This window comes from Nitrincola schmidtii, from assembly GCF_008973715.1.
Taxonomy (GTDB): Bacteria; Pseudomonadota; Gammaproteobacteria; order Pseudomonadales; family Balneatricaceae; genus Nitrincola; species Nitrincola schmidtii.
In genome coordinates this window covers 51,947-75,227 of record NZ_WBOL01000016.1, presented here as the reverse complement: position 1 = coordinate 75,227, position 23,281 = coordinate 51,947, and the positions used below count along the sequence as shown (strand labels likewise).

The following is a 23,281-nucleotide window of genomic DNA, read 5'->3' as shown; positions in this document are numbered from 1 at the left end:
TCCTATGGATGTTATTTCTAGCGAATTCTCATACCCGGTTGGGCACCCTCATTAGGTTCAAGAATCCATATCTCTTTGCCACCCGGTCCTGCCGCTAACACCATACCTTCAGAAACACCAAATTTCATTTTACGGGGGGCAAGGTTGGCGACCATGACCGTTAGTTTTCCTTCAAGCTGCTCTGGTGCGTAAGCCGATTTAATCCCAGCAAACACGTTTCGAGTTTCACTGCCAAGATCCAGTGTTAAGCGTAATAGCTTATCAGCGCCTTCGACCGCTTCTGCTTTAGCGATACGCACAACACGTAGATCCAGTTTGGCGAAATCATCAAAGTTAATGGTTTCGGCAATGGGTTCCTTTTCTAGTTCAGTTTTTACCGCTGCTTTTGACACTACAGCCTGAGCTTCAAGTAGGTCTTGTTTTGAATCTTCGATCACTTTTTCGATCATCTCTGGGTCAACTCGCTGCATTAGCGGTTTAAACTTGTTAATACGATGATTGAGCAGAGGCTCTTTGATAGCATCCCACGCAAAACCTTCAATGTTTAAGAAGTCCGCTGCTTGTTCAGCGACCGCTGGTAGAACCGGTGCTAGATAGCTGATGATCACTCGGAAAAGGTTGATGCCCATGGTGCAGCAAGCTTGAACTTCTGCTTCTTTACCTTCTTGTTTAGCCAGTACCCAAGGTTCGGCAGTGTCAATATATTGGTTAGCTTTGTCAGCTAAGTGCATGATTTCACGCATGGCTCTGCCATATTCACGTGACTCATAAGCTTCAGCAACGGTTTCACTAAGGGCAATTGCTTGTTGATAGAGTTCAGGTTCCGCTAGCTGACTATCCAGTTGACCATCAAACTTCTTGCTGATAAATCCGGCACAACGACTGGCAATATTAACGACTTTATTCACTAGATCCGCATTGACACGCAAACGGAAATCTTCAAGGCTTAGGTCGATATCATCAATGCCTGATCCTAGTTTTGCAGCAAAGTAGTAGCGCAGATATTCTGGACGTAAGTGCTTTAAATAGGTCTCTGCCATGATAAAGGTGCCACGAGACTTAGACATTTTTTGTCCGTTCACGGTTAGGAAACCATGACAAAAAACACCGGTCGGTGTGCGGAAACCGGCACCCTTTAACATTGCTGGCCAAAAGAGGGTATGGAAGTAGGCGATATCTTTACCAATAAAATGATACAGTTCAGTCGTTGAATCGGGTGCCCAATAATCATCAAAATTAACGTTGTTTTGTTCACACCAGTGGCGAAAGCTAGCCATATACCCGATAGGTGCATCTAGCCAAACGTAGAAATATTTTCCTTCTTCTCCTGGGATTTGAAAACCCCAGTAAGGTGCATCGCGAGAGATATCCCATTGTTGCAGGCCGGCATCAAACCATTCCTGCAGTTTATGTATCATCTGCTGTTGCACATGATCAGCAACCCAGCCTTTTAAGAAGTCTTCAAAATCAGCGAGTTTAAAGAAAAAATGCTCTGATTCTTTTTCGATCGGTTTGGCGCCTGAAATGGCAGAGTAGGCGTTTTTAAGATCGGTGGGGCTGTAAGTAGCACCGCAGGCTTCACAAGAGTCGCCATACTGATCTTTCGCGCCACACTTAGGGCAGTCACCTTTAATGAAACGATCCGGTAGGAACATCTCTTTTTCAGGGTCATAGGCTTGCGTAATCGTTCGACGTGCAATATGACCAGCATCACGAAGGCGTTCATAAATCAATGAAGCGTAGTGACGGTTTTCTTCTGAATGGGTTGAATGGTAATTATCAAAATTCACCATAAAACCTGCAAAATCTCGTTGGTGTTCTATACTGACCTTGCTTACCAACTCTTCAGGGGTTAAACCCATTTGGTTGGCTTTCAGCATGATCGGTGTGCCATGGGCATCGTCAGCACACACATAAATGCAGTCGTTACCACGTTGGCGTTGGAATCTGGCCCAAATATCAGTCTGGATATATTCCACCATATGTCCAAGATGGATAGGACCATTAGCATAGGGAAGGGCGCTAGTAACAAGGATCTTACGAGAGTTAGCTGTCATAGTTGGCTCAAAAGTTCGATTGGCAGTGTGATTTTACAAATGATGTGTTGATTCTACGCTGATTTTTTTGCCTAATGAACCTTAGAGTGATTTTATAAAGTCTTTTACATGGGTTTTAAACAAAGCTAATCTATATGTATCAATTTTTTTATACCTTTGGATTCAATAATGAGTGACGCACTTTCGGATAAGCTGGTTCTTTTTTGTGAACTAAATCCTCATAAACACGAGGCTGAATTACCGCTCTCGGCTCAGCAAACCAAAGTGTTTTCTATCGAAGAAGCCAAAAAGTTATTGGTAGCTGATCATGTTAGCTTTCATGTGTTAGTGATTAAAACAGATTCAGAGTTTTCAGATGCCATTTCATTGCTAAGATCTGCGCGAAAGGATCATCCGGGTCTGGGACGCATATTAATTACACATTCTTTAAAACCATTTGAAGCAGGACAAGCTGCTGAGGTAGCTCATCGCTGTTTGTCTATTGATCACTCTGAAGAGGAGTTGTCGGAAGCGGTTGATCGTGCGATTCGTGCTGAGCAATTATTGAACCAACCACAGCTAAGAGATTACGTTTCTTCCTTAGGACACTTGCCATCATTTCCGGCAATTTTACATGATCTTGATGAGGCTTTACGTTCCGAGACCGCGGGTATTAAAGAAATTTCTGACATTGTTCAAAAAGACCCGGGTGTAGTGACCAAAATTCTTCAGTTGGTTAACTCCTCTTATTTTGGATTGTCTTCACATAATTTCTTTACAGTAAAAGAAGCGGTTAACTTACTGGGATTGCGAACCATACGCGACCTCGTATTAACGGCACAATTGTTCGAAGCGATGCCCCAAACTCCTGAATGGAGAGGCTTTTCGTTTGACCAGTTACAGCAGAGATCTGTTTATGTCAGCCAATTAGCGGCAGACATCGTTAAGCAAGCGGGTTATGACCGCAACATGCAAGCCCAAGCTCGTCTTGCTGGTTTGCTTTTAGATGTGGGTATGCTGGTGTTAGCCATGGGTGATCCCGAAAAGTATCATCAGGTGATGATTCGTGCACACGAACTCAATCAACCCTTGTATGTGGTTGAAAAGCTGATGTTAGGAGCGACTCATGCTCAAGCAGGTGCCTTTCTATTAGATCGTTGGAATCTAGCGCCTGAAATGGTGCACGCAGTATTGTTTCACCATGTACCGAATGCTTCTGGTGATATGGCATTTTCAGCATTAACGGCTGTTCATCTCGCTGATTCGTTATTACCACCGTTATTTAATGCGATGGGGGTCAATATGGGTGGAAGGCTTTCACGTGATTATTTGACCTCTATCGGTGTCATCAATGAGCTACCCAAGTGGGAGATGGTAGCACATGATGTAGCCCGTGTGATGCGCAACTGATACTATTCTGCCTTTGTTTTTGTGAACTGACAGAGGCTGATATGTCCTTACCTCAGGTTGAACCTGATCGTTATATTGAGTTGCTAGCTACTAAGAAGCAGCGAGTGTTGGCTCAGTTTTCTGAATTTGATTTACCAGAAATTGATCTTTTCCCGTCACCTCCCGAACATTACCGTATGCGTGCCGAGTTTCGCACTTGGCACGACGGTGACGACCTTAACTATGTGATGTTTGAACCCGGTGACAATCGTTCGCCAGTCAAATTAACTCACTGCCCTATGGTCTCTAACACGATTCATGACATGATGTTTGACTTTTTAGAGCAGATATCGAAAGTACATGAATTAAGATACCGCTTATTTCAGATTGATTTCTTAAGTACGTTATCGGGTGAGTTACTGGTATCCATGTTATATCACCGCCAAATCGGTGATGAATGGGTTAATGAAGCGATGCGTTTGCAGCAGCAATTTAACATTGACTTGATCGGTCGTGCGCGCAAGAAAAAGATTGTTTTGGGTCGTGATCATGTGGTTGAAAGTTTGCCTATTGGTGACCGAGTCTATCGCTATATTCAAACAGAAAACAGTTTTACCCAACCCAACGCACAAGTCTGTATTAAGATGATTGAATGGGCGTTAGATGTGACCTCTGACGGAGCAAAAGAGTCTGACTTGGTTGAGTTCTATTGTGGTAACGGTAATTTCACACTGCCCTTAGCGCAAAACTTTCGCAGAGTGGTAGCGACCGAAATTTCTAAAACATCGGTACAAGCCGCTCGTGATAACATTCGTGATAATGGCATCGAGAATATCGACGTGCTGCGTATGCCCTCTGAGGATCTCGTTAAGGTTTTACGGGGTGAACTGGAGACACGCAAAGTCGCCGGATTAGATCTTGAAACCTGTCACTTTGGAACAGTTCTTGTAGATCCGCCAAGGGCTGGGCTAGATCCTGATACCGTTCAGCAGGTGATAGAATACGATAGAATTTTGTACATTTCCTGCAATCCTGACACCTTAAAAGACAATCTCCATACCATTTGCGAAACTCATCGTATAGAACGTTTTGCATTGTTTGATCAATTTCCATACACCGATCACATGGAATGTGGGGTATGGTTGGTGCGTCGATAATCTTAATAATGCTCAGATCTATAAGTAATTCTTATGGAATCTGAGTTGCTTTCAGTTCTATAACCTAGTAAATTTGTCGGAAATAAAGCTGTATAGTTACAGTATATAAAAAGAACTGTCTTGGAGAAGTAATCATATGTCAGTACAACAGATGGGCGCTCCACAAGGTCTTGAGGGAGTCAAACAGATTATTGCTGTTGCCTCAGGAAAGGGTGGTGTTGGTAAATCGACGACTGCAGTCAATATTGCGCTGGCTTTGGCAGCAGAAGGTTACCGTACTGGCATTCTGGACGCTGATATTTATGGGCCTAGTCAGGGTATGATGCTGGGCATTCCTTCAGGCACGCGTCCGAAAGCGGATGTTGATAAGCATTTTTTACCCTTAGAAGCGCATGGTATTCAAGTGATGTCGATGAGCTTTATGGTGACGGATTCTACACCCATGGTATGGCGTGGCCCTATGGCGGCGGGTGCATTACAGCAAATTATGATGCAGACCCGTTGGGATAATCTCGATTACTTGGTGGTCGATATGCCACCGGGTACCGGTGATATTCAACTGACACTTTCACAAAAAGTGCCAGTTACGGGTGCAGTGATTGTAACCACACCTCAAGATATCGCTTTGCTTGATTGCAAAAAAGGTATCGAAATGTTCCGTAAAGTGGACATTCCGGTACTGGGTGTGGTTGAAAATATGAGCTTACATATCTGCAGTGCCTGTGGACATGAGGAAGCGATATTTGGTTCGGGTGGTGGTGAGCGCATCGCACAAGAGTATCAAACAGAGCTTTTAGGTCAGCTTCCGTTGTTAACGTCTATTCGTGAACAAACGGATACCGGTACTCCGAGTGTGGCTGCTGAGCCAGCAGGTCGAATTGCTGATATTTACCGTGATATTGCGAAAAAATTAGCAGAAAAGACTCAAAAAATTGCAGCGGCTGGGAACTCAGGCCCCAAGATCGCTGTCTACAACGACTGATACGCTAGTAGTAAGAAGTTTGTTCCCATTGAGTTAAGTATCAGGTTATTGCCGCCCCTGTAAAAAGGGGCGGTTTTTTTTTGTCTATCAGGTTAAAATAGACGTTTTACTGATTCAGACAACATTGTGAGCGTGTATGGGTATCAAATCAGATCGCTGGATTCGCAGGATGGCGCAAGAACAACAGATGATTGATCCGTTTGAGCCTCACCAGGTTCGACGCGAAAATAATCAGCCTATTGTGTCTTATGGAACATCAAGTTACGGCTACGATGTGCGTTGTGCAGACGAGTTTAAAATCTTCACTAACATCAATTCTAGCATTGTAGATCCAAAACAGTTCGATGAACGCAGTTTTGTTGATGTGAAATCCGATGTGTGCATTATTCCACCTAACTCTTTTGCCTTAGCAAGAACGGTTGAATATTTTCGTATTCCAAGAGATGTGCTGACCATCTGTTTAGGAAAAAGTACGTATGCTCGTTGTGGCATCATTGTTAACGTGACACCGCTGGAACCTGAGTGGGAAGGTCACGTCACCCTTGAGTTTTCCAATACAACGCCCTTGCCTGCAAGAATATATGCCAACGAAGGTGTGGCTCAGATGCTTTTCCTAGGAGCAGATGAGGTATGTGAAACATCTTACAAAGACAGAGCGGGCAAATATCAAGGGCAAACAGGTGTCGTGGTTCCCAGAACCTAAAGGTTTAGATGAGCCGACAATAAATCACTCGAGGATCTATGATCACAGATTTTGAACAGATACAGGCTTTTTGGAGCCAAATTGAAAAGACTCTTGATAAGTTGCTTGAGAGTCAAGGTGATGCCTATTTTGATGATGAACACTTGCTTGAAGAGTATCGTGTCTCATTACAAAAAATAGATCGAAACCTGACTTTTCACTTTGAACGAGATGCGGATGAAGGCCCCGTAGAGATGGTTTTTGGCTGTGACGGCTACCCAGAGTCTATTCATTCTGTTCTTAGTTTGGTTAGCATGGCCCCTGCACTGAGTGGTATTCAATTTAAAGCTTTTAATGAGCGTTGTAACCCAGTACCTGCTCGTGTCAATTTGGGTGATGATGTCTGTCAAATTGATGAGTTTTGGTGTTCGCTGCGATTGATCGAAGGTAAGCTGCAATTAGCGGTTTATCTAGATGATCTTCCTGATATCTTGGATATGGATCCACGTGTTGAAGCGGTCATGATTTTTATGGATGCGTTAATTGGTGAATTTGAATTAATGACGCGTGTTTGGTCATTGGATTGGTACGAGTTACCTAAAGATCCTTTGGACTTTGGTTTGTTCCCGTTAGAAACGTTAAGAGAGCGTTTTGATGAAATGAAGGAACAAGTCAAACCATTGGGCATCACGCTTCATTAAAATAGGTTTGTACTTCGCTCGATAACCAAGCGAAGTACAAAAAATTAACTTAATCGACTAGCCACTCATCTAATGCAAACAGATCATCAGGGCTTAGTGTACCGATTGTCTGCTTAAACTGAAAAAGCGCATTGATATGATCAATACGTGCATTTTCATAGGCTTGACGCGCTTCAAACAGATTTTGCTCAGCTTGCAACACATCAACAACGTTACGTGTACCCACGTTAAAACCTTCTTCAGTGGCCCTTAATGCAGTTTCACGTGACAGTATGCTTTGTTGGCGCGCTTTAACGCCTTGAGCACTGGTTTGAAGGGTTCTGACTAGCGAACGGGTGCCTTCAATCACCGCACGGCGTGTATCTTCGCTTTGATGAACAGATGCGATCTGCTCATGTTCTGCTTGGCGTTGCTGTGAACTGAGTCCACCGCCTGCAAATAATGGAACACTCATGCTTAGTTGAATGGTGTTGTTATCTTGCCAGCTATCATTCATTGCGCCATGACTGCGGCTATTATTGTGGCTTATACCTACACTCACTTCGGGTAAACGATTCCCACGGATACTCTGCGCGTTTCGACGTAATATTTCTGTTTGTGTTTCTGCAAGTCGAAGGTTCAAGTTATCTTGCAGTGCCTTTGAAATCCAGGGTTGCGGATCGTTAGGCTCAACAGCTACTACGGGAAAATCCGAGCTTAGATAAGCAAGATCATTAAAGGGTTGTCCAGCTAGACGCTCCAGTGCTTCATAGCGATTACTGAGCGAACCCTCCGCATCAATACGTTGAACAACGGCTAAGTCATAGGCTGCTTGCGCTTCTTGAACATCTGTAATGGCTATTAAGCCGACTTCAAATTGAGCATTCACTTGATCTAAACGACGCTGCAATGCACGTTCTTGGGCGAGTGCATTGTCTAAAGTGCTCATCGATCTTAGTACTTCAAGATAGGCTTCAACACTGCGGATAATGATTTGTTGCTCTGCTTGTTCGAAAGTAGTCGCAGCATTTTCCGCAATTAGCTCTGAACGCTTAAAGTTATAGTAGCTGTTGGCATTAAATACAGGTTGAGATAAAGACACTGTGTAGCCCGTTGAGCCTCTAGCGCCATTGGCTGCACGTTCAGAGTTATGCGAGGTATTTGCTCTAAACTCAGCTCTGGGTAGCAATCCCGCTCGACCTTGAATAGGTGCCTCTTGCCCAGCCATAAACTCAGCTTCAGCACGCTTGAGTTGTGGATCGTTTTCCAAAGCCAATTGATACAGGTCTGCCAGTGGTCCAGCAGAAACCATTCCCGAGACGGCTAGCGTGGTGCTAATCAGCGATGGGAGAAGAAGTCGTTTAAGCGTTTTCACTGCACAGTCCTTAGTTTTCATAATTAGGCTCAACTAATGTAAAGTTACGTTTACCAAAAATACTATAGATTGTCGGAATGACAAACAATGTTAATAGGGTCCCTAATAACATACCACCCACAATGACCCAGCCGATTTGATGGCGAGATTCTGCACCAGCGCCCACCGCCATAGCAAGGGGGAGGGTACCGAGAACCGTAGCGCCCGTGGTCATCAGTATGGGACGCAAGCGCATAGACGCTGCCTCGATAATCGCTTCGCGCAGTTCTAGGCCTTTATCTTGTAGCTGGTTGGCAAATTCTATGATCAGAATACCATGCTTTGTTACCAGTCCTACCAACGTAATTAAGCCGATTTGGCTGTAGATATTGATACTGCCACCCGAGTAATAAAGCGCAATCAATCCGCCTGCCAAGGCAGGTGGTACCGCCAACATAATGATAAGCGGATTTTTAAAGCTTTCAAACTGAGCCGCTAACACAAGGAAGATAAAGATCAGTGACAGGATAAAAGTGACCTGCATGGTGTTGGCTGATTCTTTAAATTCACGCGATTGACCGGCAAAGTCAAACAGTGCGTCTGGATCGACTTCCGCTAGTGTCTCTTCAAGGAACTGCAACGCGTCTCCCAAGCTATAACCGGGTGTTAGCATCGACTGAATTTTCACTGCTTTTAGTTTGTTAAAGTGATTCAGTTCTCGTGGTGCAACTGTTTCTTCAACGGTAATTAAATTGCTGAGTTGAATCATTTCACCCGTTGAAGAGCGAACATTGATGCGAGACAGGTCATCACGTGTGCGACGGAATTCATCTTCAATTTGAAGAATAACATCGTATTGTTCACCACCTTTTTTAAAGCGCGTCAGAGAGCGGCCTGACATGTAGGTTTCTAGACTACGACCGACTTCAGCCACACTTAGACCTGCTTCTGCCACTTTTTCACGGTTCAGTGTTAGTTGTATTTCAGGTTTGTTTAACTTTAGGTCGGTATCCACTTGCTGGAAATTAGGATTTTCAGCAATTTTTGCTAACATTTGGTCCGTGATGACCTTTAAGTCTTCATATTCGCCTGTGGTTTGAATAATGAATTCAACAGGGCGAGAGATAAAGCTTTGGCCTAAAGAGGGCAGGTTGATGGCGAAAGACATGTTACCGGGTACACCACCATATAACTGACCGGTGAGTTCGGCAGCTATGTCTTGTTGCGAACGAGAGCGGTCTTCCCAGTCTTGTAAGCGAACAAAGGTTAACGAGTTGGTTTCACTGGGGAATCCAGTGATGCCAAAGTGCTGAGTTCTCTCAGGAACATTATTGATGATGGCTTCCACCTGTTTGGCATAGCGATTGACATATTCAACTGATGAGCCGTCTGGGTTTACAGAGAACGTCATGATCGTGCCACGGTCTTCTATAGGAGCCAGCTCTTGCGGAAGTTGTTGATAGAAATACACCGTACCTGCCAAGCTTGCAAACATTAACGCGAGTGCAAAAATACGCGCATTTAATGTTTTTTCTAACAACCAGTGGTAGCCATTGCTCAAACCCACTAACCAACCTTCGATTAAGTTGAAGATTGCACTGTGCTTTTTCTCATGATGTAGTAGCCGAGAGCACAGCATGGGGGAGAGTGTTAGGGCAATAAAGGTGGACACTACCACGGCACCGGCCAGTGTTAAGGCAAACTCGGTAAAGAGTCGGCCAGTTTGCCCACTGGCAAAACTCACAGGAACGAAAACGGCAACCAACGTGGCGGTCGTAGCAACAATCGCAAACCCTATCTCTTTACTGCCTTTAAATGCAGCCTGAATCGGGTCCAGTCCTTCTTCTACATGTCTGAAAATGTTTTCAAGCATAACGATCGCATCATCCACGACCAACCCGATTGCCAATACCAGTGCGAGTAGGGTCAGTGTGTTGATGGAGAAGTCCATTAGGAACATCATCCCAAATGCACCAATCAGCGATAATGGAATGGTGACCACCGGAATCAAGGTTGCTCTGGGGTTTCTGAGGAAGAAGAAAATAACGATGACCACTAAAATGCCAGCGATCATTAAGGTTTGATATACCGACTCAATCGATCGCTCGATAAAGATGGAGGAGTCATAAGCGACTTCTAGTTTCATGCCTTCTGGTAGTGTGGGCACAATTGTTGCGATCATCGCTCTAACGCCGTCAGAAACATCCAATGGGTTTGCAGTCGATTGACGAACAATACCCAAGCCTTGTGCGTTAACGCCGTTAAAGCGTGCGTAGTTTCGTGACGCTTCCGGTGCGATTTCGACACGTGCTACATCCGACACGCGAACCAGATAAGCATCATCCTGACGAATGATGATCTGTTCAAACTCTTCCGTTTCGTTTAGGTCAGTTTGTGCCAAGATAGTGAATTCGCGATCGACACTTTCGATACGGCCCGCAGGCAGTTCAATATTTTGCGCCAACAGAGCCGCTTCAATATCTTGGGGGACTACTTGATATGCAGCCATACGCTCAGGATCTAACCAGATCCGCATCGCATAACGGCGCTCACCACCGAGTTGAACATTGGCAACGCCCGTGACGGTTTGTAGAGGGTCACGAACACGGCGCTGAGCAAAGTCAGTCACTTCCATGGGATCATGGACATCTGAAGAGATGGCTAACCACATAATGGGTTGAGCATCGGCTTCTGACTTTGCCACGACAGGCTCGTCAATGTCGTCGGGAAGCATGCCACGAACACGGCTGACGCGATCACGCACATCATTGGCGGCAGAGTCTGGATCGCGATCAATACGGAAGGTGACACTGATCTGGCTGCGTTCTGAACGGCTGATCGAACTCATAAAGTCGATGCCTTCAATACCCGACAGTGAATCTTCTATAATTTTGGTGACTTGAGATTCAATAATAGACGCACTGGCACCGGAGTAGCGTGTGTCAACGGTAACTACTGGGGTATCGATTTTTGGGTATTCACGCACGGTAAGTCGATCGTAAGAGATAAGACCTACCAGCAATATCAATAAACTGATCACCGTGGCAAGCACGGGACGTTTTATACTGATGTCAGACAGTATCATGCATCGGATCCTTGCGTGTCATTCTGAGGAAAAAGTGGCGTAACAGGCATGCCCGGGCGAAGTTTGATATGTCCCGCAGTTACGATGACATCACCGACTTCAAGACCACTGAGGATTTGCACTTCACCGATACGGCGGCTACCCAAGGTGACAGGGACAAGGCTGACCTGGTTTTCATCATTTAAACGCATGATAAAAAATTCATTGTTTTGCGGGATGATCGCTGCTTCTGGCACCATTAAGGCATCGGGATCTTGACCGGTAATGATGGTGATGCGAGCAAACAGCCCAGGGCGTAGCTGTCCATCTTCATTCGGAATTCGAGCTCGGATGCTTAAATTATGACTGCCGGAGCGAGAAGAGGGAGAAATGGCATAAATTTCGCCTTGAAAGGCTTGTCCTGGCAGTGCGTCTACAACCACTTCAATCGTTTGACCTACTTGTATCTGAGAGATATTCCTCTCAGGTAGCGTAAAATCAAGTTTCATTTCGTGAGTGTCGACCACTTCAACGAGATCCTGACCAGCAGAAACAAAGTCACCGGGGCTCACATAGCGAAGTCCCACTTCACCGGCAAAAGGAGCCAGCAGTGTTGTTTTGGCCAGTTGCGCTTGCGCCAGTTGAACTTGAGCTTCATTGACACGCAATTGCGCTAAGCGAGTGTCTCGATCGGTTTGTGATCCAACGCGTCGTTCTAACAAATCTGCCGCACGCTGATATTCGATACGACTGAGATTGGCTTGGGCTTGTGCTTGTGCGAGCTCTGCAGCATAGGATGTGTTGTCTAACTCTATCAAGGGCTGGTCTTTTTCGATGATCTCACCTTCCCTGAACAAGATGGAGGATACACGACCACTAATTTCAGGGCGAAGGATCACGGCTTCGTTGGCACGTAATGTTCCAACGGTCGTCAGCACGTGGTTCAGGGAACTGGATTCTACTTGAAACACTTCTGCCGGAAGGCCTTGACCTTGTTGAGCGACACTATTAGCTGCAAACACAAGACCAACACTGAGTAGTGTAATGGAGAGTGACTTACTCAGAGATGTTTGGTGGGTTTTCATGCCTGTTTATCCTTAATTAGAGCAAATTCAGATTGAGGTGACGTCTGCGGAGGTAAAATATGTTCCCACAGTAATGTGATGGTTTGACGTAACGGCGCACGGGAGTCTTCGACTTTCATTCGTAACAGGGCACCTTGCCAGCAGTCCCAAAGCATTTGCGCCAATGTATTAGCTGGCAAATCGGTCCTTACGCTACCCTCTTGTTGGCAGATCAAAAAGTCTTCCGTTATCAGTCGTATTACGCGCTGAGTCGCTTGTTTGATCGCCTGTCTGAGTTCTGGTGAGGCATTACCGATTTCTCCCGAAAGATTGGCAATTAAGCAGCCGACATTTTCGTTGCAACTGTCCAGCTCTTCAATCATTTGAGCTAAAGCTTTGCCTAACTTTACAAAATGATTGCCTTCTAATAACGAGAACTCTTGGTTCCAGCGATCAATTTCCAGTGCTTGGTAAAACTCGATAACAGCAATGGCATAAGCTTCTTTACTATCAAAGAAGTTATAAAAAGATCCTTTAGACACCTGGCAGGCATCTAAAATCGTGTTGAGTCCAGTACCGTGGTAACCGTGTTGATGAAAGAGTTCTATCCCTTTTTCCAACAGCTTTTCACGACTGTGTGTGAGGGGTCTACCTTTTGTCATGTTTTTAAACCGAACGTTCTATAAAGACGCTATGATATATTTACAGACCGATCAGTTCAATAATGGACGTGCAAAATAATTGACAAAATTAGTGTGGTAAGCGTTTTAGTTACTTTCTTTGGCGGCTTTTAGACGTTGATCTATCCTTAGCATGAGCTCTTCTCCGCTGCCTTTGACTTCTGACAGTAAAGCGGTCGCAAGGTTAAGATCAAATTCAGGAATTTTTTCCTGTATCTGTTTACTAATTCGACTTAAGCGTTTTGCTACCGGCGGAGGGCTTTGTGTGATTGGCATCAGCAGTAAAAACTCATCACCGGCATAGCGAAACACTTGATCGCGACGGCGACACATATTGAGTAACTCATCCGCAAATTGATGAATCAGCTGGTCACCTTTTGCATGACCATACTGATCATTAATGTGTCTTAATGCGTGTATATCTACAAACGCTACCAGAAAATCTTTTCCATCTTCATGGTGTGCTTTAACGGCATGTTGTAATGCTAAATCAAAGGTTTTTGGACCCGGTAATCCCGTTAGTTGATCAAGCGGTTCATTGGAAGGTTCGTAATCTTTTTTCTCTGAAACATGATGACATACTAACCACGCACTGAGGGTGTCAGCCGCTAAAGTAAGCATCCATTGTGCTAAGTTAACATCGACATGTTCTGGTGGGTTCCAGACGCAGATATGTCCTACACCGATTTGTTCTGGTAAATCGATGCGCTGACCTAACCATAATGCTGAAGGGGTTTGTGCTAGCAGTTCATCAAACGGAAATTCTCTGCCGACACTTTTTAACTGATGAGCAAGGTCTTCACCTTCATAAAAGGCTTGTGCTGCATTACCGGTTAATGCCAAATTGGTCGGTGGTTGCATCTCACCCTCTTTCCAATAACCCAAGGCCTCTAATGAGCGCTTCTTCGATCGTTTTGCAACCAGGCAGTGTTCCCAGCCAAGCAGAGGGCCAAGTACGCGTGCCGTGTTTTGATAGGGATCGCCGCCTTGGTGGAGTTCAGGAAGTAGCTTCAACAGTAGGGTGCGTTGCAGGCTGTTACGGTCAACCAAGTAGCCAAGAATGCTGGTGTGCTTGCCTTTGTTGAGTCGCTGAAAATGGTAACCGTCCAGTTCAAGCCACTCTTGTTCATCTTTAAGTGCCCAGCTAAGTACAGCGCGTCTCAGTGATTCTGGGAGTTCACGAAAGCGTGAGTTTGACCATTCATGAACTTGATTCTTTAACAGCACCATGGGCGCTTCAGCGGAATCAAAAAGTGCAGGTATTATTTTGGTTTTCATCGTCACTTCCAGAAAGCAAAAGGGCGCATAAAGCGCCCTTATTAGTTTAGCCTAAGGCTTTTTTGATGCGGTTAATGGCATCCTCTAACACATCCATGCTGGTGGCAAAGGAAAGTCTTAGGTTGCCCGGCGTACCGAAGGCAGATCCAGGTACCAGTGCAACACCGGCTTCGAGCAATAAAAACTCAGCCAGCGCGATGTCGTCAGCAAACTCAGGACGGCTATCGATCACGTTTTGGAAACTTGGAAAAGCATAGAAAGTACCGTCTGCAGGAATGCACTCAACACCGTCGATTTCATTCAGTGATTTTACCACAAAGTCATGACGCGCTTTGAAGGCTTTAACCATCTCTGCAACGCAGGCTTGATCACCATTCAGTGCCGCTTCTGCAGCAACTTGAGCAATCGAATTGGGGTTAGAGGTACTTTGTGACTGTACCTTCTTCATGGCGCCAATCAGCTTGGCAGGACCCGCGGCATAACCGATACGCCAGCCTGTCATGGAGTAAGCTTTAGACACACCATTCAGTACGATGGTTTGATCATAAAGCTCTGGGCAGGCGTTAAGAATGTTACAGAAAGGCTGGTCGCCAAAAAGAATGTGCTCATACATATCATCCGTCGCAATGATGATATCAGGGTAGGGTTTTAGCACTTCACCTAAGGCTTTCAACTCTTCTAAGGTGTACGCGACACCCGAAGGGTTTGATGGGCTGTTCAGCACAACGACGCGAGTACGCTCGTTGATCGCTGCTTCCAGTTGATCGGGTGTGATCTTAAAACGATTGTCTTGAGTGGTTTCCAGAATCACTGGTTGAGCGTCAGCGACTAGCACCATATCAGGGTATGAAACCCAATAAGGGGCTGGAATAATGACTTCATCGCCCTCATTTAACAGCGCTAAGGCCATGTTAAAGAAGCTTTGTTTACCGCCGCTAGAAACTAAAATTTGATTGGCTTCGTAATCTAAGCCGTTATCACGCTTGAATTTCGCTATAATAGCTTTCTTTAAGCTAGGTGTGCCATCCACAGCGGTGTATTTGGTAAAACCATTATTGATCGCTTCAATAGCCGCAGCTTTGATGTGATCGGGAGTATCAAAATCCGGTTCGCCAGCGCCAAGGCCTATAATATTTTTACCGGCAGCACGCAATTCAGCTGCACGATTGGTAACGGCAAGGGTAGGGGATGGTTTGATGCTATTAACGCGGTCGGAAAGCTGTAAGTCCAAGCGAATAACCCTCATGGTTGTCTGGTAAAAAAATACTGCTACAGCATACAGTATTGTTGAATTTCTCTAAATCCCCGTAAGGTCAAAATTGATGAAAAAAAGCAGGAGTTTTGTGTGAAGCAGCGGTTTAAAGTGCATTCTAATTTTCAACCTGCAGGTGATCAGCCAGAAGCGATTCGTCAATTGGTCGATGGTATTGACTCTGGTTTAGCGGCTCAAACGCTGTTGGGGGTAACCGGTTCAGGCAAAACCTTTACGATTGCCAATGTGATTGCTGCGGTACAACGCCCGACCATTATCATGGCGCACAACAAGACCTTGGCCGCTCAACTTTACGGCGAGTTTAAAGAGTTCTTTCCAGATAATTCAGTTGAGTATTTCGTTTCATACTACGATTACTATCAACCAGAAGCCTATGTGCCCTCGTCAGATACCTTTATCGAGAAAGATGCGTCGATCAATGATCATATTGAACAGATGCGATTGTCTGCTACTAAAGCGCTGTTAGAGCGAGATGATGCCATTATCGTCGCCACCGTATCGGCTATTTATGGTTTGGGTGATCCCGAGTCCTATTTATCAATGATGTTGCATCTCGATCGGGGTGATCGGATTGATCAACGTACACTGTTGCGTCGTTTAGCCGAGCTTCAATATACGCGTAACGATATCGAGTTGCATCGAGGAAACTATCGCGTGCGTGGCGATGTTATCGATGTGTTCCCGGCTGAGTCGGAAAGGGAAGCGATCCGGATAGAGTTGTTTGATGAAGAGGTCGAGCAAATCAGTTATTTCGACCCATTGACCGGTGAAGTACTTCGACGAGTGCCTCGCGCTACGGTCTATCCCAAAACTCACTATGTAACTCCCCGTGATACGCTGGTTGAGGCCACACAGAAAATCAAAGAAGAGTTGATTGAGAGGCTAGCGCAACTCAAAGAAAATAATAAGTTAGTCGAAGCACAGCGATTGGAGCAGCGCACCCTCTATGATATCGAGATGATTCTTGAGCTAGGGTATTGTTCAGGCATCGAAAACTATTCACGTTATCTGTCAGGTCGTGACACCGGTATGGCACCGCCGACACTGTTCGATTATCTACCCGAAAATGCGTTGTTGGTCATTGATGAGTCGCACGTGACCGTTCCTCAAATCGGAGCGATGTATCGCGGAGATAGGTCACGTAAAGAAACCCTGGTGGAATATGGTTTTCGTCTCCCATCCGCGCTAGATAATCGTCCCATGAAGTTTGAAGAGTGGGAATTAGCTGCGCCGCAGATGATTTTTGTGTCTGCCACACCGAGTAAATACGAAGCCGAGCACGGGCAACAAATTGTCGAGCAGGTGGTTAGGCCAACGGGCTTGATTGACCCCGTAATTGAAGTGAGGCCTGCATCAACTCAGGTTGATGATCTGTTGGCCGAAATTAATCTGGTAGCAGGTCGTGGTGAGCGTATTATCGTCACAGTACTGACTAAACGTATGGCGGAAGATTTAACCGAATACCTGGCAGAACATGGTGTGCGGGTGCGTTATTTGCACTCCGACATAGATACTGTAGAGCGTGTTGAGATTATTCGTGACCTGAGAATTGGTGCTTTTGATGTGCTAGTTGGCATTAACTTGTTGCGAGAAGGTATTGATATGCCAGAAGTTTCACTGGTTACAATCTTGGATGCTGACAAAGAAGGTTTCTTGCGTTCAGAAACCTCGATGATCCAGACGGTGGGTCGAGCAGCGCGAAATGTCAGTGGTCGGGCGATCCTTTATGCGGATCGCATTACCGGTTCAATGCAGCGCGCGATGGACGAAACGGAACGTCGTCGTAATAAACAGATTGCTCACAATGCAGCACATGGCATCACGCCAAAAGGGATTTTTAAATCTGTCGCTGATATCATGGAAGGCGCACAAGCACCAGGGTCTCGGAAATCATCGCGTGGTGGTCGTAAAGTGGCTGAAACACAAGCTGACTATCATGTGGATGAAGCGCTGTTATCTCCCAAAGAACTGGCGAAAGCTTTATCACGTTTAGAGGATCAAATGTATGAAGCTGCGCGTAATTTAGAATTTGAAAAAGCGGCTAACTATCGTGATGAACTTGAGCGCTTAAAGCATAGTGCAACATCAGTGTGAGATTAAGGATTAAACGGTGACTTTACGATTTCGTCATTCGATCAGTGTTGCAGAGGGTGTTCGTTTAGTTAAAGGCCAGCGAGTTATCAACTTATCTGATTTAACTCGCGCTAAAGCCTGGTCTGAGCATGATCAGCAATATCACGCGCCTTTAACGATGCCAACGTCTGGTTTGCACTATATAACACGCTTTGACAGCACGCGTGCTCATCAGCATCGAGCTTTTCAACTGCGCGAGAGGCAGAAGTGGACAGCAAAGGCATATGATCTTTCTTTTACCACGGATGATAATACGCAACTTAAGGTGAACACTTTACAGCCATCATTAGATGCAGGCGGAGTTCTTCGGCTTAAGGCTGCAGAGGGTGTGCTCTTAACTGATCGTGATGTGAATAAATTATGGGATGAACTCCCTCAGTTATTGCGCTCTTTATTGGAGGAGCAAGCGTTACTGATTAACGGCCCCATCGCGGATTATGCCGATGTACACCTAGAGGCTCCAAAATTGCCAGAAGGTCTTCCAATCTACTCACCTTCTGAGTTTGCCGAACCACAGCCGCAACGACCGGATCCACTTAGCTTGCCCCCGGAGCCTGTTTATCCTCAGCCACCATCAATCAAATTGTGGCATCGCTTAATTCCAGGACGCCAACAACAACTATCAAGAGCGCATCAAAACGCACTGCATGAATGGCAAACCGCCAAGCTGCGTTGGAAGGCGGAAACACATCAGGCCAAATCAACTTCTGACAGAGCGAGACAGCGATATAAGGCGTATTTGTCAGTTTGGAAAGCTCGCAAATTGGCTCATGAAGCTGAACAGCAAGTGTATGCTGAGCAATTTTCAACGCTGCTATTAAATGATGAAAACCTGATGACAGAAGTGTTGATTGCTGAGTTAACGCAATTGGATTGGCCTAGGCAAACACACATAAGCTTTCAATTGGATTTAAATCATCGTACAGCTTGGTTAGATCTGGAACTACCGACTCTCGATGATATTTCCCCACTCAAGGCAGAGATATCCTTACAGACACACTCAGTGAAAATGCGTCAAAAAACAGATGAGCAGGTCTCCAAAGAGTATTCTCGATCTGTGCATGCTAGCGTAGTGCGAGTGATCGGCGTGGTGTTAAGCAGTTTGCCTGCCATGGATCGAGTCGTGGTTTCAGGTTACACCCAGCGCAAAGACTTGGATACAGGCTTTGATAGAGATGACTATTTAATTTCAGTTCGGGTTGACCGCAATGATTATGCTGCGCTTGATATGGATTCTATTGATGAAATAGATCCTAAGTCGATATTGCAGCGTTTTAACGTCATGGAGTCCTTAAACTCTGGTCTGTTCAGCAGTATTCAACCTTTTGAGCCTGAATCAGATTGACGACGGTATCGTTAATGTTCTCGATGCTCGCTGCGAAGATAAGGGCTGCGTTTTATTTATAACTCAGCCCGTTTGCTCTTTAAAAACAGCGGCACATAACAGAACAGCTGAATAATTATCAGTCCTAAGAAGGCAATCTTTAGCGATGTTGCGGTAGTTAATTGATTTACCGCCAATATATCCAACGCAATGCCTAGTCCCCATTGAACAACGAATGCACCTGCGAAAGCCATTAAGTTGATCGCCGTGCTAACCCGACCAAAAGCTGACTTAGGAAACTGATTTGCTGTCGCAACATAGGTTTGCGCATTAACTGACGACGTTATGCCCAGTAAAAACCATAGCGCCAACGCGGGTCCTGTTTGCGAAAGAATCATCACTTGAATAAGCAGCATTAGACCATAACCAAACTGAATTAAACCCAGCGGCGTTACCCCACGTTGATACAAGAGTTTTCCAAAAAATCCGATGGATAATTGACCGATCAACATGCCCATGTTTAAGGTTAACAGATACTTAGCCGCTTGTGACAAGTTGAGTTCATTGACATTCATCAACCACGGCACCGCCCATAGGCTTTGCATCGCCATAAAACCGCCGGTAAAAAAGGTAGCTGAACCCGCAAAGCGCAAAAATGCAGGTGAGATAAATATTTTACCGACAGATTTAAGATTTTCTTTTAAGGTTTCTTGGCTGCTGTTGGCTGCATCACCGGGTAAGGTGCTAAAAACAAGTATCGACAGAAGCAATGATAGTCCGGCAATCAGCCAAAACACGCCTCTCCAGCCTAAGATAGGGAGCATTGCCTCCATCGGTGTGCTGGCGGTTAAAGCACCTAATGCACCTGCCGCCATAATGAAACCTGTCATTGAGCTTTGACGCTCAGCAGGGTACCAAAGTGCAAACCCTTTAAGGCCAGCCATTAAACACGCGGATACACCGAGACCAATCAGTCCGCGAGCAACAGTTAACTGCTCTCTGGTTTCACCCATTGCGAAAGCAACCGATCCCGCAGCCGCAAGGAATAACAAGGTGCCTAAAACACGTTTTGGGCCAAAACGATCCAGCGCAATCCCCAGAGGGATTTGAGCTAATCCAAAGGTTAAGAAATACGTGCTGGTGAGTAATCCTAAATCGGCAGCTGAAAGGCCTAAATCCGCTGTTAAATCAGGCGAGATGACCGCATTGACCGTACGTAGTAAATATGAAAGGTAATAGCCTAGCGCAAAAGGTAAAAAGATGACCAACCAGTGAGAGGTCCGAGCGTGTATAGGCATGACGGTATCCGATTAAACTAAAACCTAATTCTACGGACTATCATAGGCTTAACCAATAACCCTGAAACCAAGAAAGAGGGTGCTTGTCATAAGTTAAATTTATGTGCATAACAAAATTATCCCGATTGATCTTGGTCACACTTTCGTTACATTGAAAAAAATCAATAGCGATCAGCAGTCGAAGCTTCTAAACTAGAAGTTAGCAAGATGTTAAACAAAGGACAGTATTGTTTTTTAACACTCTACTGACAAAGTAAATGGATGATGGGTAAGCGAAGATGCTAACACGTCGTGATTTTCTCACAGCTGGACTAGGTTTGTGTGCGGCATCATTAACTGGCTGTTCATCAGATGAATCTACCAAGGTAGCCATCCATACATGGATTGGCTATGAGAGTCTTTATTTGGCAGATCATTTTAACTGGCTGCCAGAAAATACGTATTTGGTTAATAATCAAAACGCTACTCAGTCTTTACACATGCTAATAGAGGGTCAAGTTCAAGCCGCTTGCATGACACTCGATGAGCTTCTATTAGTCCGTTCATCCGGTGTATCTGCTAAAGTTGGCTTAGTGTTTAATGTTTCTGCTGGCGCTGATATGGTGATTTCACGATTTCCCATTGATCAGCTAAAGAAAATCAAGCGATTACGTTTAGGTTATGAGGCAGGAGCGCTGGGCGCGTTGGTGCTTCATCATTTCTTGAAAGCCGTCGGTTTGGATCGTCAACATCTGGTTTTAATTGATCTGCCTCCTGATCGGCAGTTCGATGAATGGCAAAACGGTACCGTTGATATTGTGATCACTTATGAGCCAACAGCAAGTCAATTGTTAGCAGAAGGTGGTTTTCGTGTTTTTGATAGTCGTCACATGCCAGAGCGCATTTTTGATGTGTTAGCGGTGAGACCTGATCTGCTGACTCGGCATGGCGACAATCAGATACAACAACTAATCAACGGACATTTTAAAGCGTTGGAATATATGCAACGGCAACGTCAAGATGCCTTGTATCGAATTGCTACACGCCAGTTAGCTGACGTTGATCAAGTGCAAACAGCGCTTGGAGGTGTTCATCTACCTTCATTGGAGAGGAATTGGCATTATCTGTCGGGAGGAGATTCACGTCTACTTGATGCCGCTAGAGAAGTTGAGGTGCTAATGCAGTTATCAAACTTAATAGATAGTTCTGTCGTGACGCAAGACATGTTTGATGTGCGATGGCTTCCTCGATTGAATTAAAGGCAGTTTAGATGCGAATATTGGTGTTACTTTTTTTACCTATCATTATCAGCCTATCGACAACGTTGGCTGCCTTCGATGAAATTTCGACTTCTTCTGAAGTCAATGTGCTGATTACGCCTACGAACCAATCGCTAATACTGGGTGTTTTCGCTTATCGATCCGATGACATCATGCAAAGTCATTTTGAACCACTGGTTGACTATCTTAATGATGCCTTAGGTGATGGATTGAATATAGAGTTAAAAATTTTAGATAGTCAGCAGATGCAAGAAGCTTTGCGACAAAATCAACTCGATTTTGTGTTAACAAATCCTGGACATTACTTGGTATTACGCAGTCAAACATCCATGTCTGGTGTTTTGGCTACGTTGGTTCGACGTAAAGATGGCGTAGCGACCAGTGCCCTGGGCGGCGTTATTATTGTTCGTGATGAATCATCTATAAAAACGCTGAATGATATTAAAGGACATCGAATTGCTATTCCTAAGGCACGATTCTTAGGTGGTTTTCAAGCTCAACTCTATGAGTTACAGCGTCATAACATTCAAAAGGATCAGCTCGAATTTATTGAACTTTTAAATCAAGATCAAATTATTGATGCTGTGTTGAGTGGCGTTGCAGACGTTGGCTTTGTCAGAACGGGTATGCTTGAGGATTGGCAATTACATGGATATGGCGCTGTGGATCAACTACGTGTTATTAATGAGCAGAATTTACGCGGTTTTCCATTTCGACTCTCCACACGTTTATATCCTGAGTGGCCGTTATTATCACTGCCTCATGTAGATCCAACGGTGGTTAGGCGTGTCGCTAATGCTCTTTTTTCGTTAACTTCAGATCATCCTGCAGCAATAGCTGCTGAAATTGATGGATTTATACCTGCTGTCGACTATGCTTCGGTAGAAAATTTAGCGCGAAGTATAAAGGCCCATCCTTATGACTTTGTCGAATCCATAGAGCTTTCACAGCTCTGGCAGCAATATCGAACTTGGTTAATGACCATTGCTATCTTGTTTATTGCATTGTTAATTTCGTCAAGCCTTATTGCATATCAAGCACTCAGACTTAGACGGCAACGCGCGATCTTAAGATCCGAACAGCGCAAACTACAACAAATGGCTTACTATGATGTGTTAACCAATCTACCTAACCGAGCACTGCTAACGGATCGATTAGAGCGATCAATGGCACTGAGTCGAAGAAGTGGAAAAAGTTTGGCTTTGGTGTTTCTGGATTTAGATGGCTTTAAGGCAGTGAATGATACTCACGGACATGATATTGGTGATCAGTTATTAATAGAGGTAGCTAAGCGTCTTCAGTTGTCAATGAGAGAAACGGATACCCTTGCGCGTATCGGGGGGGATGAGTTTGTGTTGGTACTGTCTGATGTATCAATCTCTTCTTCTAAACCATTGCTTGAACGAATATTATCAAGTGTGGCTGAGCCTTTTTTAATCAATAAATTACCGTTGTATGTATCTGCGAGTATGGGAGTGGTCTATTATCCTATTATCGATGATGCTGCAGATCGCTTGATGCGCCATGCAGATCAAGCGATGTATCAAGCAAAAAGAATGGGTAAAAACCGCTATGCTATTTTTACCGAGACTTCAGAAGATCAAAGCGCAGCATAAAAAGGATTGTTT

At 44.9% G+C, this 23,281-nt stretch carries 17 protein-coding genes; 9 read left to right on the top strand and 8 right to left on the bottom strand.

Features of this window, described 5'->3' with window-relative positions; all coding sequences use genetic code 11:
* Positions 1 to 17: 17 nt before the first annotated feature.
* Positions 18 to 2,057 carry a methionine--tRNA ligase gene (gene metG, locus F7R24_RS13255; RefSeq protein ID WP_151671744.1) on the bottom strand — a complete coding sequence of 680 codons (2,040 nt, stop codon included), beginning with the start codon at positions 2,055 to 2,057 and terminating at the stop codon, positions 18 to 20.
* Positions 2,058 to 2,225: 168 nt separating this feature from the next.
* On the opposite strand from metG, the gene F7R24_RS13250 reads away from it, so the two are divergent.
* The 5 genes from F7R24_RS13250 to F7R24_RS13230 all read left to right on the top strand — a co-directional run bounded on the left by F7R24_RS13250 (position 2,226) and on the right by F7R24_RS13230 (position 6,947).
* Positions 2,226 to 3,446: an HDOD domain-containing protein gene (locus F7R24_RS13250; protein ID WP_151671743.1), complete on the top strand. Its 1,221-nt coding sequence runs from the start codon at positions 2,226 to 2,228 to the stop codon at positions 3,444 to 3,446.
* Positions 3,447 to 3,487: 41 nt separating this feature from the next.
* The gene (gene trmA / locus F7R24_RS13245; protein WP_151671742.1) at positions 3,488 to 4,582 is read left to right on the top strand and encodes a tRNA (uridine(54)-C5)-methyltransferase TrmA; all 1,095 of its coding nucleotides are present in this window, start codon (positions 3,488 to 3,490) and stop codon (positions 4,580 to 4,582) included.
* A gap of 136 nt (positions 4,583 to 4,718) precedes the next feature.
* Positions 4,719 to 5,564, top strand: a complete 846-nt coding sequence (apbC, locus tag F7R24_RS13240; RefSeq protein WP_151671741.1) for an iron-sulfur cluster carrier protein ApbC — start codon at positions 4,719 to 4,721, stop codon at positions 5,562 to 5,564.
* 136 nt (positions 5,565 to 5,700) lie between these two features.
* On the top strand, positions 5,701 to 6,267 hold the full coding sequence (dcd, locus tag F7R24_RS13235; RefSeq protein WP_151671740.1) for a dCTP deaminase: 567 nt from the start codon (positions 5,701 to 5,703) through the stop codon (positions 6,265 to 6,267).
* 38 nt (positions 6,268 to 6,305) lie between these two features.
* Positions 6,306 to 6,947 (top strand): hypothetical protein, encoded by a 642-nt coding sequence (locus F7R24_RS13230; RefSeq protein WP_151671739.1) that lies wholly within the window; start codon positions 6,306 to 6,308, stop codon positions 6,945 to 6,947.
* A gap of 49 nt (positions 6,948 to 6,996) precedes the next feature.
* Here F7R24_RS13230 and F7R24_RS13225 read toward each other — a convergent pair whose 3' ends face one another.
* The 6 genes from F7R24_RS13225 to F7R24_RS13200 form a co-directional block, all read right to left on the bottom strand.
* Positions 6,997 to 8,301 (bottom strand): TolC family outer membrane protein, encoded by a 1,305-nt coding sequence (locus F7R24_RS13225; protein WP_240776119.1) that lies wholly within the window; start codon positions 8,299 to 8,301, stop codon positions 6,997 to 6,999.
* Positions 8,302 to 8,311: 10 nt separating this feature from the next.
* Complete coding sequence (locus tag F7R24_RS13220) at positions 8,312 to 11,365, bottom strand: efflux RND transporter permease subunit (RefSeq protein ID WP_151671737.1); 3,054 nt, start codon at positions 11,363 to 11,365, stop codon at positions 8,312 to 8,314.
* Positions 11,362 to 12,429, bottom strand: a complete 1,068-nt coding sequence (locus F7R24_RS13215; RefSeq protein WP_151671736.1) for an efflux RND transporter periplasmic adaptor subunit — start codon at positions 12,427 to 12,429, stop codon at positions 11,362 to 11,364. The genes F7R24_RS13220 and F7R24_RS13215 overlap by 4 nt, the downstream gene beginning before the upstream one ends.
* On the bottom strand, positions 12,426 to 13,070 hold the full coding sequence (locus F7R24_RS13210) for a TetR/AcrR family transcriptional regulator (protein ID WP_151671735.1): 645 nt from the start codon (positions 13,068 to 13,070) through the stop codon (positions 12,426 to 12,428). Before F7R24_RS13210 ends, F7R24_RS13215 begins: the two co-directional genes overlap by 4 nt.
* Before the next feature lie 105 nt (positions 13,071 to 13,175).
* Positions 13,176 to 14,366 carry a GGDEF domain-containing protein gene (locus tag F7R24_RS13205; RefSeq protein WP_151671734.1) on the bottom strand — a complete coding sequence of 397 codons (1,191 nt, stop codon included), beginning with the start codon at positions 14,364 to 14,366 and terminating at the stop codon, positions 13,176 to 13,178.
* Positions 14,367 to 14,412: 46 nt separating this feature from the next.
* A complete protein-coding gene (locus tag F7R24_RS13200) occupies positions 14,413 to 15,612 on the bottom strand; it encodes a pyridoxal phosphate-dependent aminotransferase (RefSeq protein WP_338087113.1) in 1,200 nt (399 codons plus the stop codon).
* A gap of 99 nt (positions 15,613 to 15,711) precedes the next feature.
* Between F7R24_RS13200 and uvrB the strand changes: the two genes are divergently transcribed.
* Together uvrB and F7R24_RS13190 are read left to right on the top strand one after the other, a co-directional pair.
* A complete protein-coding gene (uvrB, locus tag F7R24_RS13195) occupies positions 15,712 to 17,733 on the top strand; it encodes an excinuclease ABC subunit UvrB (protein ID WP_151671732.1) in 2,022 nt (673 codons plus the stop codon).
* Positions 17,734 to 17,749: 16 nt separating this feature from the next.
* Positions 17,750 to 19,117, top strand: a complete 1,368-nt coding sequence (locus F7R24_RS13190) for a hypothetical protein (RefSeq protein WP_151671731.1) — start codon at positions 17,750 to 17,752, stop codon at positions 19,115 to 19,117.
* 56 nt (positions 19,118 to 19,173) lie between these two features.
* Here F7R24_RS13190 and F7R24_RS13185 read toward each other — a convergent pair whose 3' ends face one another.
* Positions 19,174 to 20,394 carry an MFS transporter gene (locus F7R24_RS13185; RefSeq protein WP_151671730.1) on the bottom strand — a complete coding sequence of 407 codons (1,221 nt, stop codon included), beginning with the start codon at positions 20,392 to 20,394 and terminating at the stop codon, positions 19,174 to 19,176.
* A 278-nt stretch (positions 20,395 to 20,672) separates the two neighbouring features.
* Between F7R24_RS13185 and F7R24_RS13180 the strand changes: the two genes are divergently transcribed.
* Positions 20,673 to 21,632, top strand: coding sequence for an ABC transporter substrate-binding protein (locus tag F7R24_RS13180; RefSeq protein ID WP_151671729.1), 960 nt, complete (start codon positions 20,673 to 20,675; stop codon positions 21,630 to 21,632).
* Positions 21,633 to 21,643: 11 nt separating this feature from the next.
* Positions 21,644 to 23,269, top strand: coding sequence for a diguanylate cyclase domain-containing protein (locus F7R24_RS13175; protein WP_151671728.1), 1,626 nt, complete (start codon positions 21,644 to 21,646; stop codon positions 23,267 to 23,269).
* Positions 23,270 to 23,281 lie beyond the last annotated feature (12 nt).

Bases quoted from the DNA above. Each gene is read 5' to 3' on its own strand.
- metG (WP_151671744.1), bottom strand. From the start codon at position 2,057: ATGACAGCTAACTCTCGTAAGATCCTTGTTACTAGCGCCCTTCCCTAT.
- F7R24_RS13250 (WP_151671743.1), top strand. From the start codon at position 2,226: ATGAGTGACGCACTTTCGGATAAGCTGGTTCTTTTTTGTGAACTAAAT.
- trmA (WP_151671742.1), top strand. From the start codon at position 3,488: ATGTCCTTACCTCAGGTTGAACCTGATCGTTATATTGAGTTGCTAGCT.
- apbC (WP_151671741.1), top strand. From the start codon at position 4,719: ATGTCAGTACAACAGATGGGCGCTCCACAAGGTCTTGAGGGAGTCAAA.
- dcd (WP_151671740.1), top strand. From the start codon at position 5,701: ATGGGTATCAAATCAGATCGCTGGATTCGCAGGATGGCGCAAGAACAA.
- F7R24_RS13230 (WP_151671739.1), top strand. From the start codon at position 6,306: ATGATCACAGATTTTGAACAGATACAGGCTTTTTGGAGCCAAATTGAA.
- F7R24_RS13220 (WP_151671737.1), bottom strand. From the start codon at position 11,365: ATGATACTGTCTGACATCAGTATAAAACGTCCCGTGCTTGCCACGGTG.
- F7R24_RS13215 (WP_151671736.1), bottom strand. From the start codon at position 12,429: ATGAAAACCCACCAAACATCTCTGAGTAAGTCACTCTCCATTACACTA.
- F7R24_RS13210 (WP_151671735.1), bottom strand. From the start codon at position 13,070: ATGACAAAAGGTAGACCCCTCACACACAGTCGTGAAAAGCTGTTGGAA.
- F7R24_RS13205 (WP_151671734.1), bottom strand. From the start codon at position 14,366: ATGAAAACCAAAATAATACCTGCACTTTTTGATTCCGCTGAAGCGCCC.
- F7R24_RS13200 (WP_338087113.1), bottom strand. From the start codon at position 15,612: ATGAGGGTTATTCGCTTGGACTTACAGCTTTCCGACCGCGTTAATAGC.
- F7R24_RS13185 (WP_151671730.1), bottom strand. From the start codon at position 20,394: ATGCCTATACACGCTCGGACCTCTCACTGGTTGGTCATCTTTTTACCT.
- F7R24_RS13180 (WP_151671729.1), top strand. From the start codon at position 20,673: ATGCTAACACGTCGTGATTTTCTCACAGCTGGACTAGGTTTGTGTGCG.
- F7R24_RS13175 (WP_151671728.1), top strand. From the start codon at position 21,644: ATGCGAATATTGGTGTTACTTTTTTTACCTATCATTATCAGCCTATCG.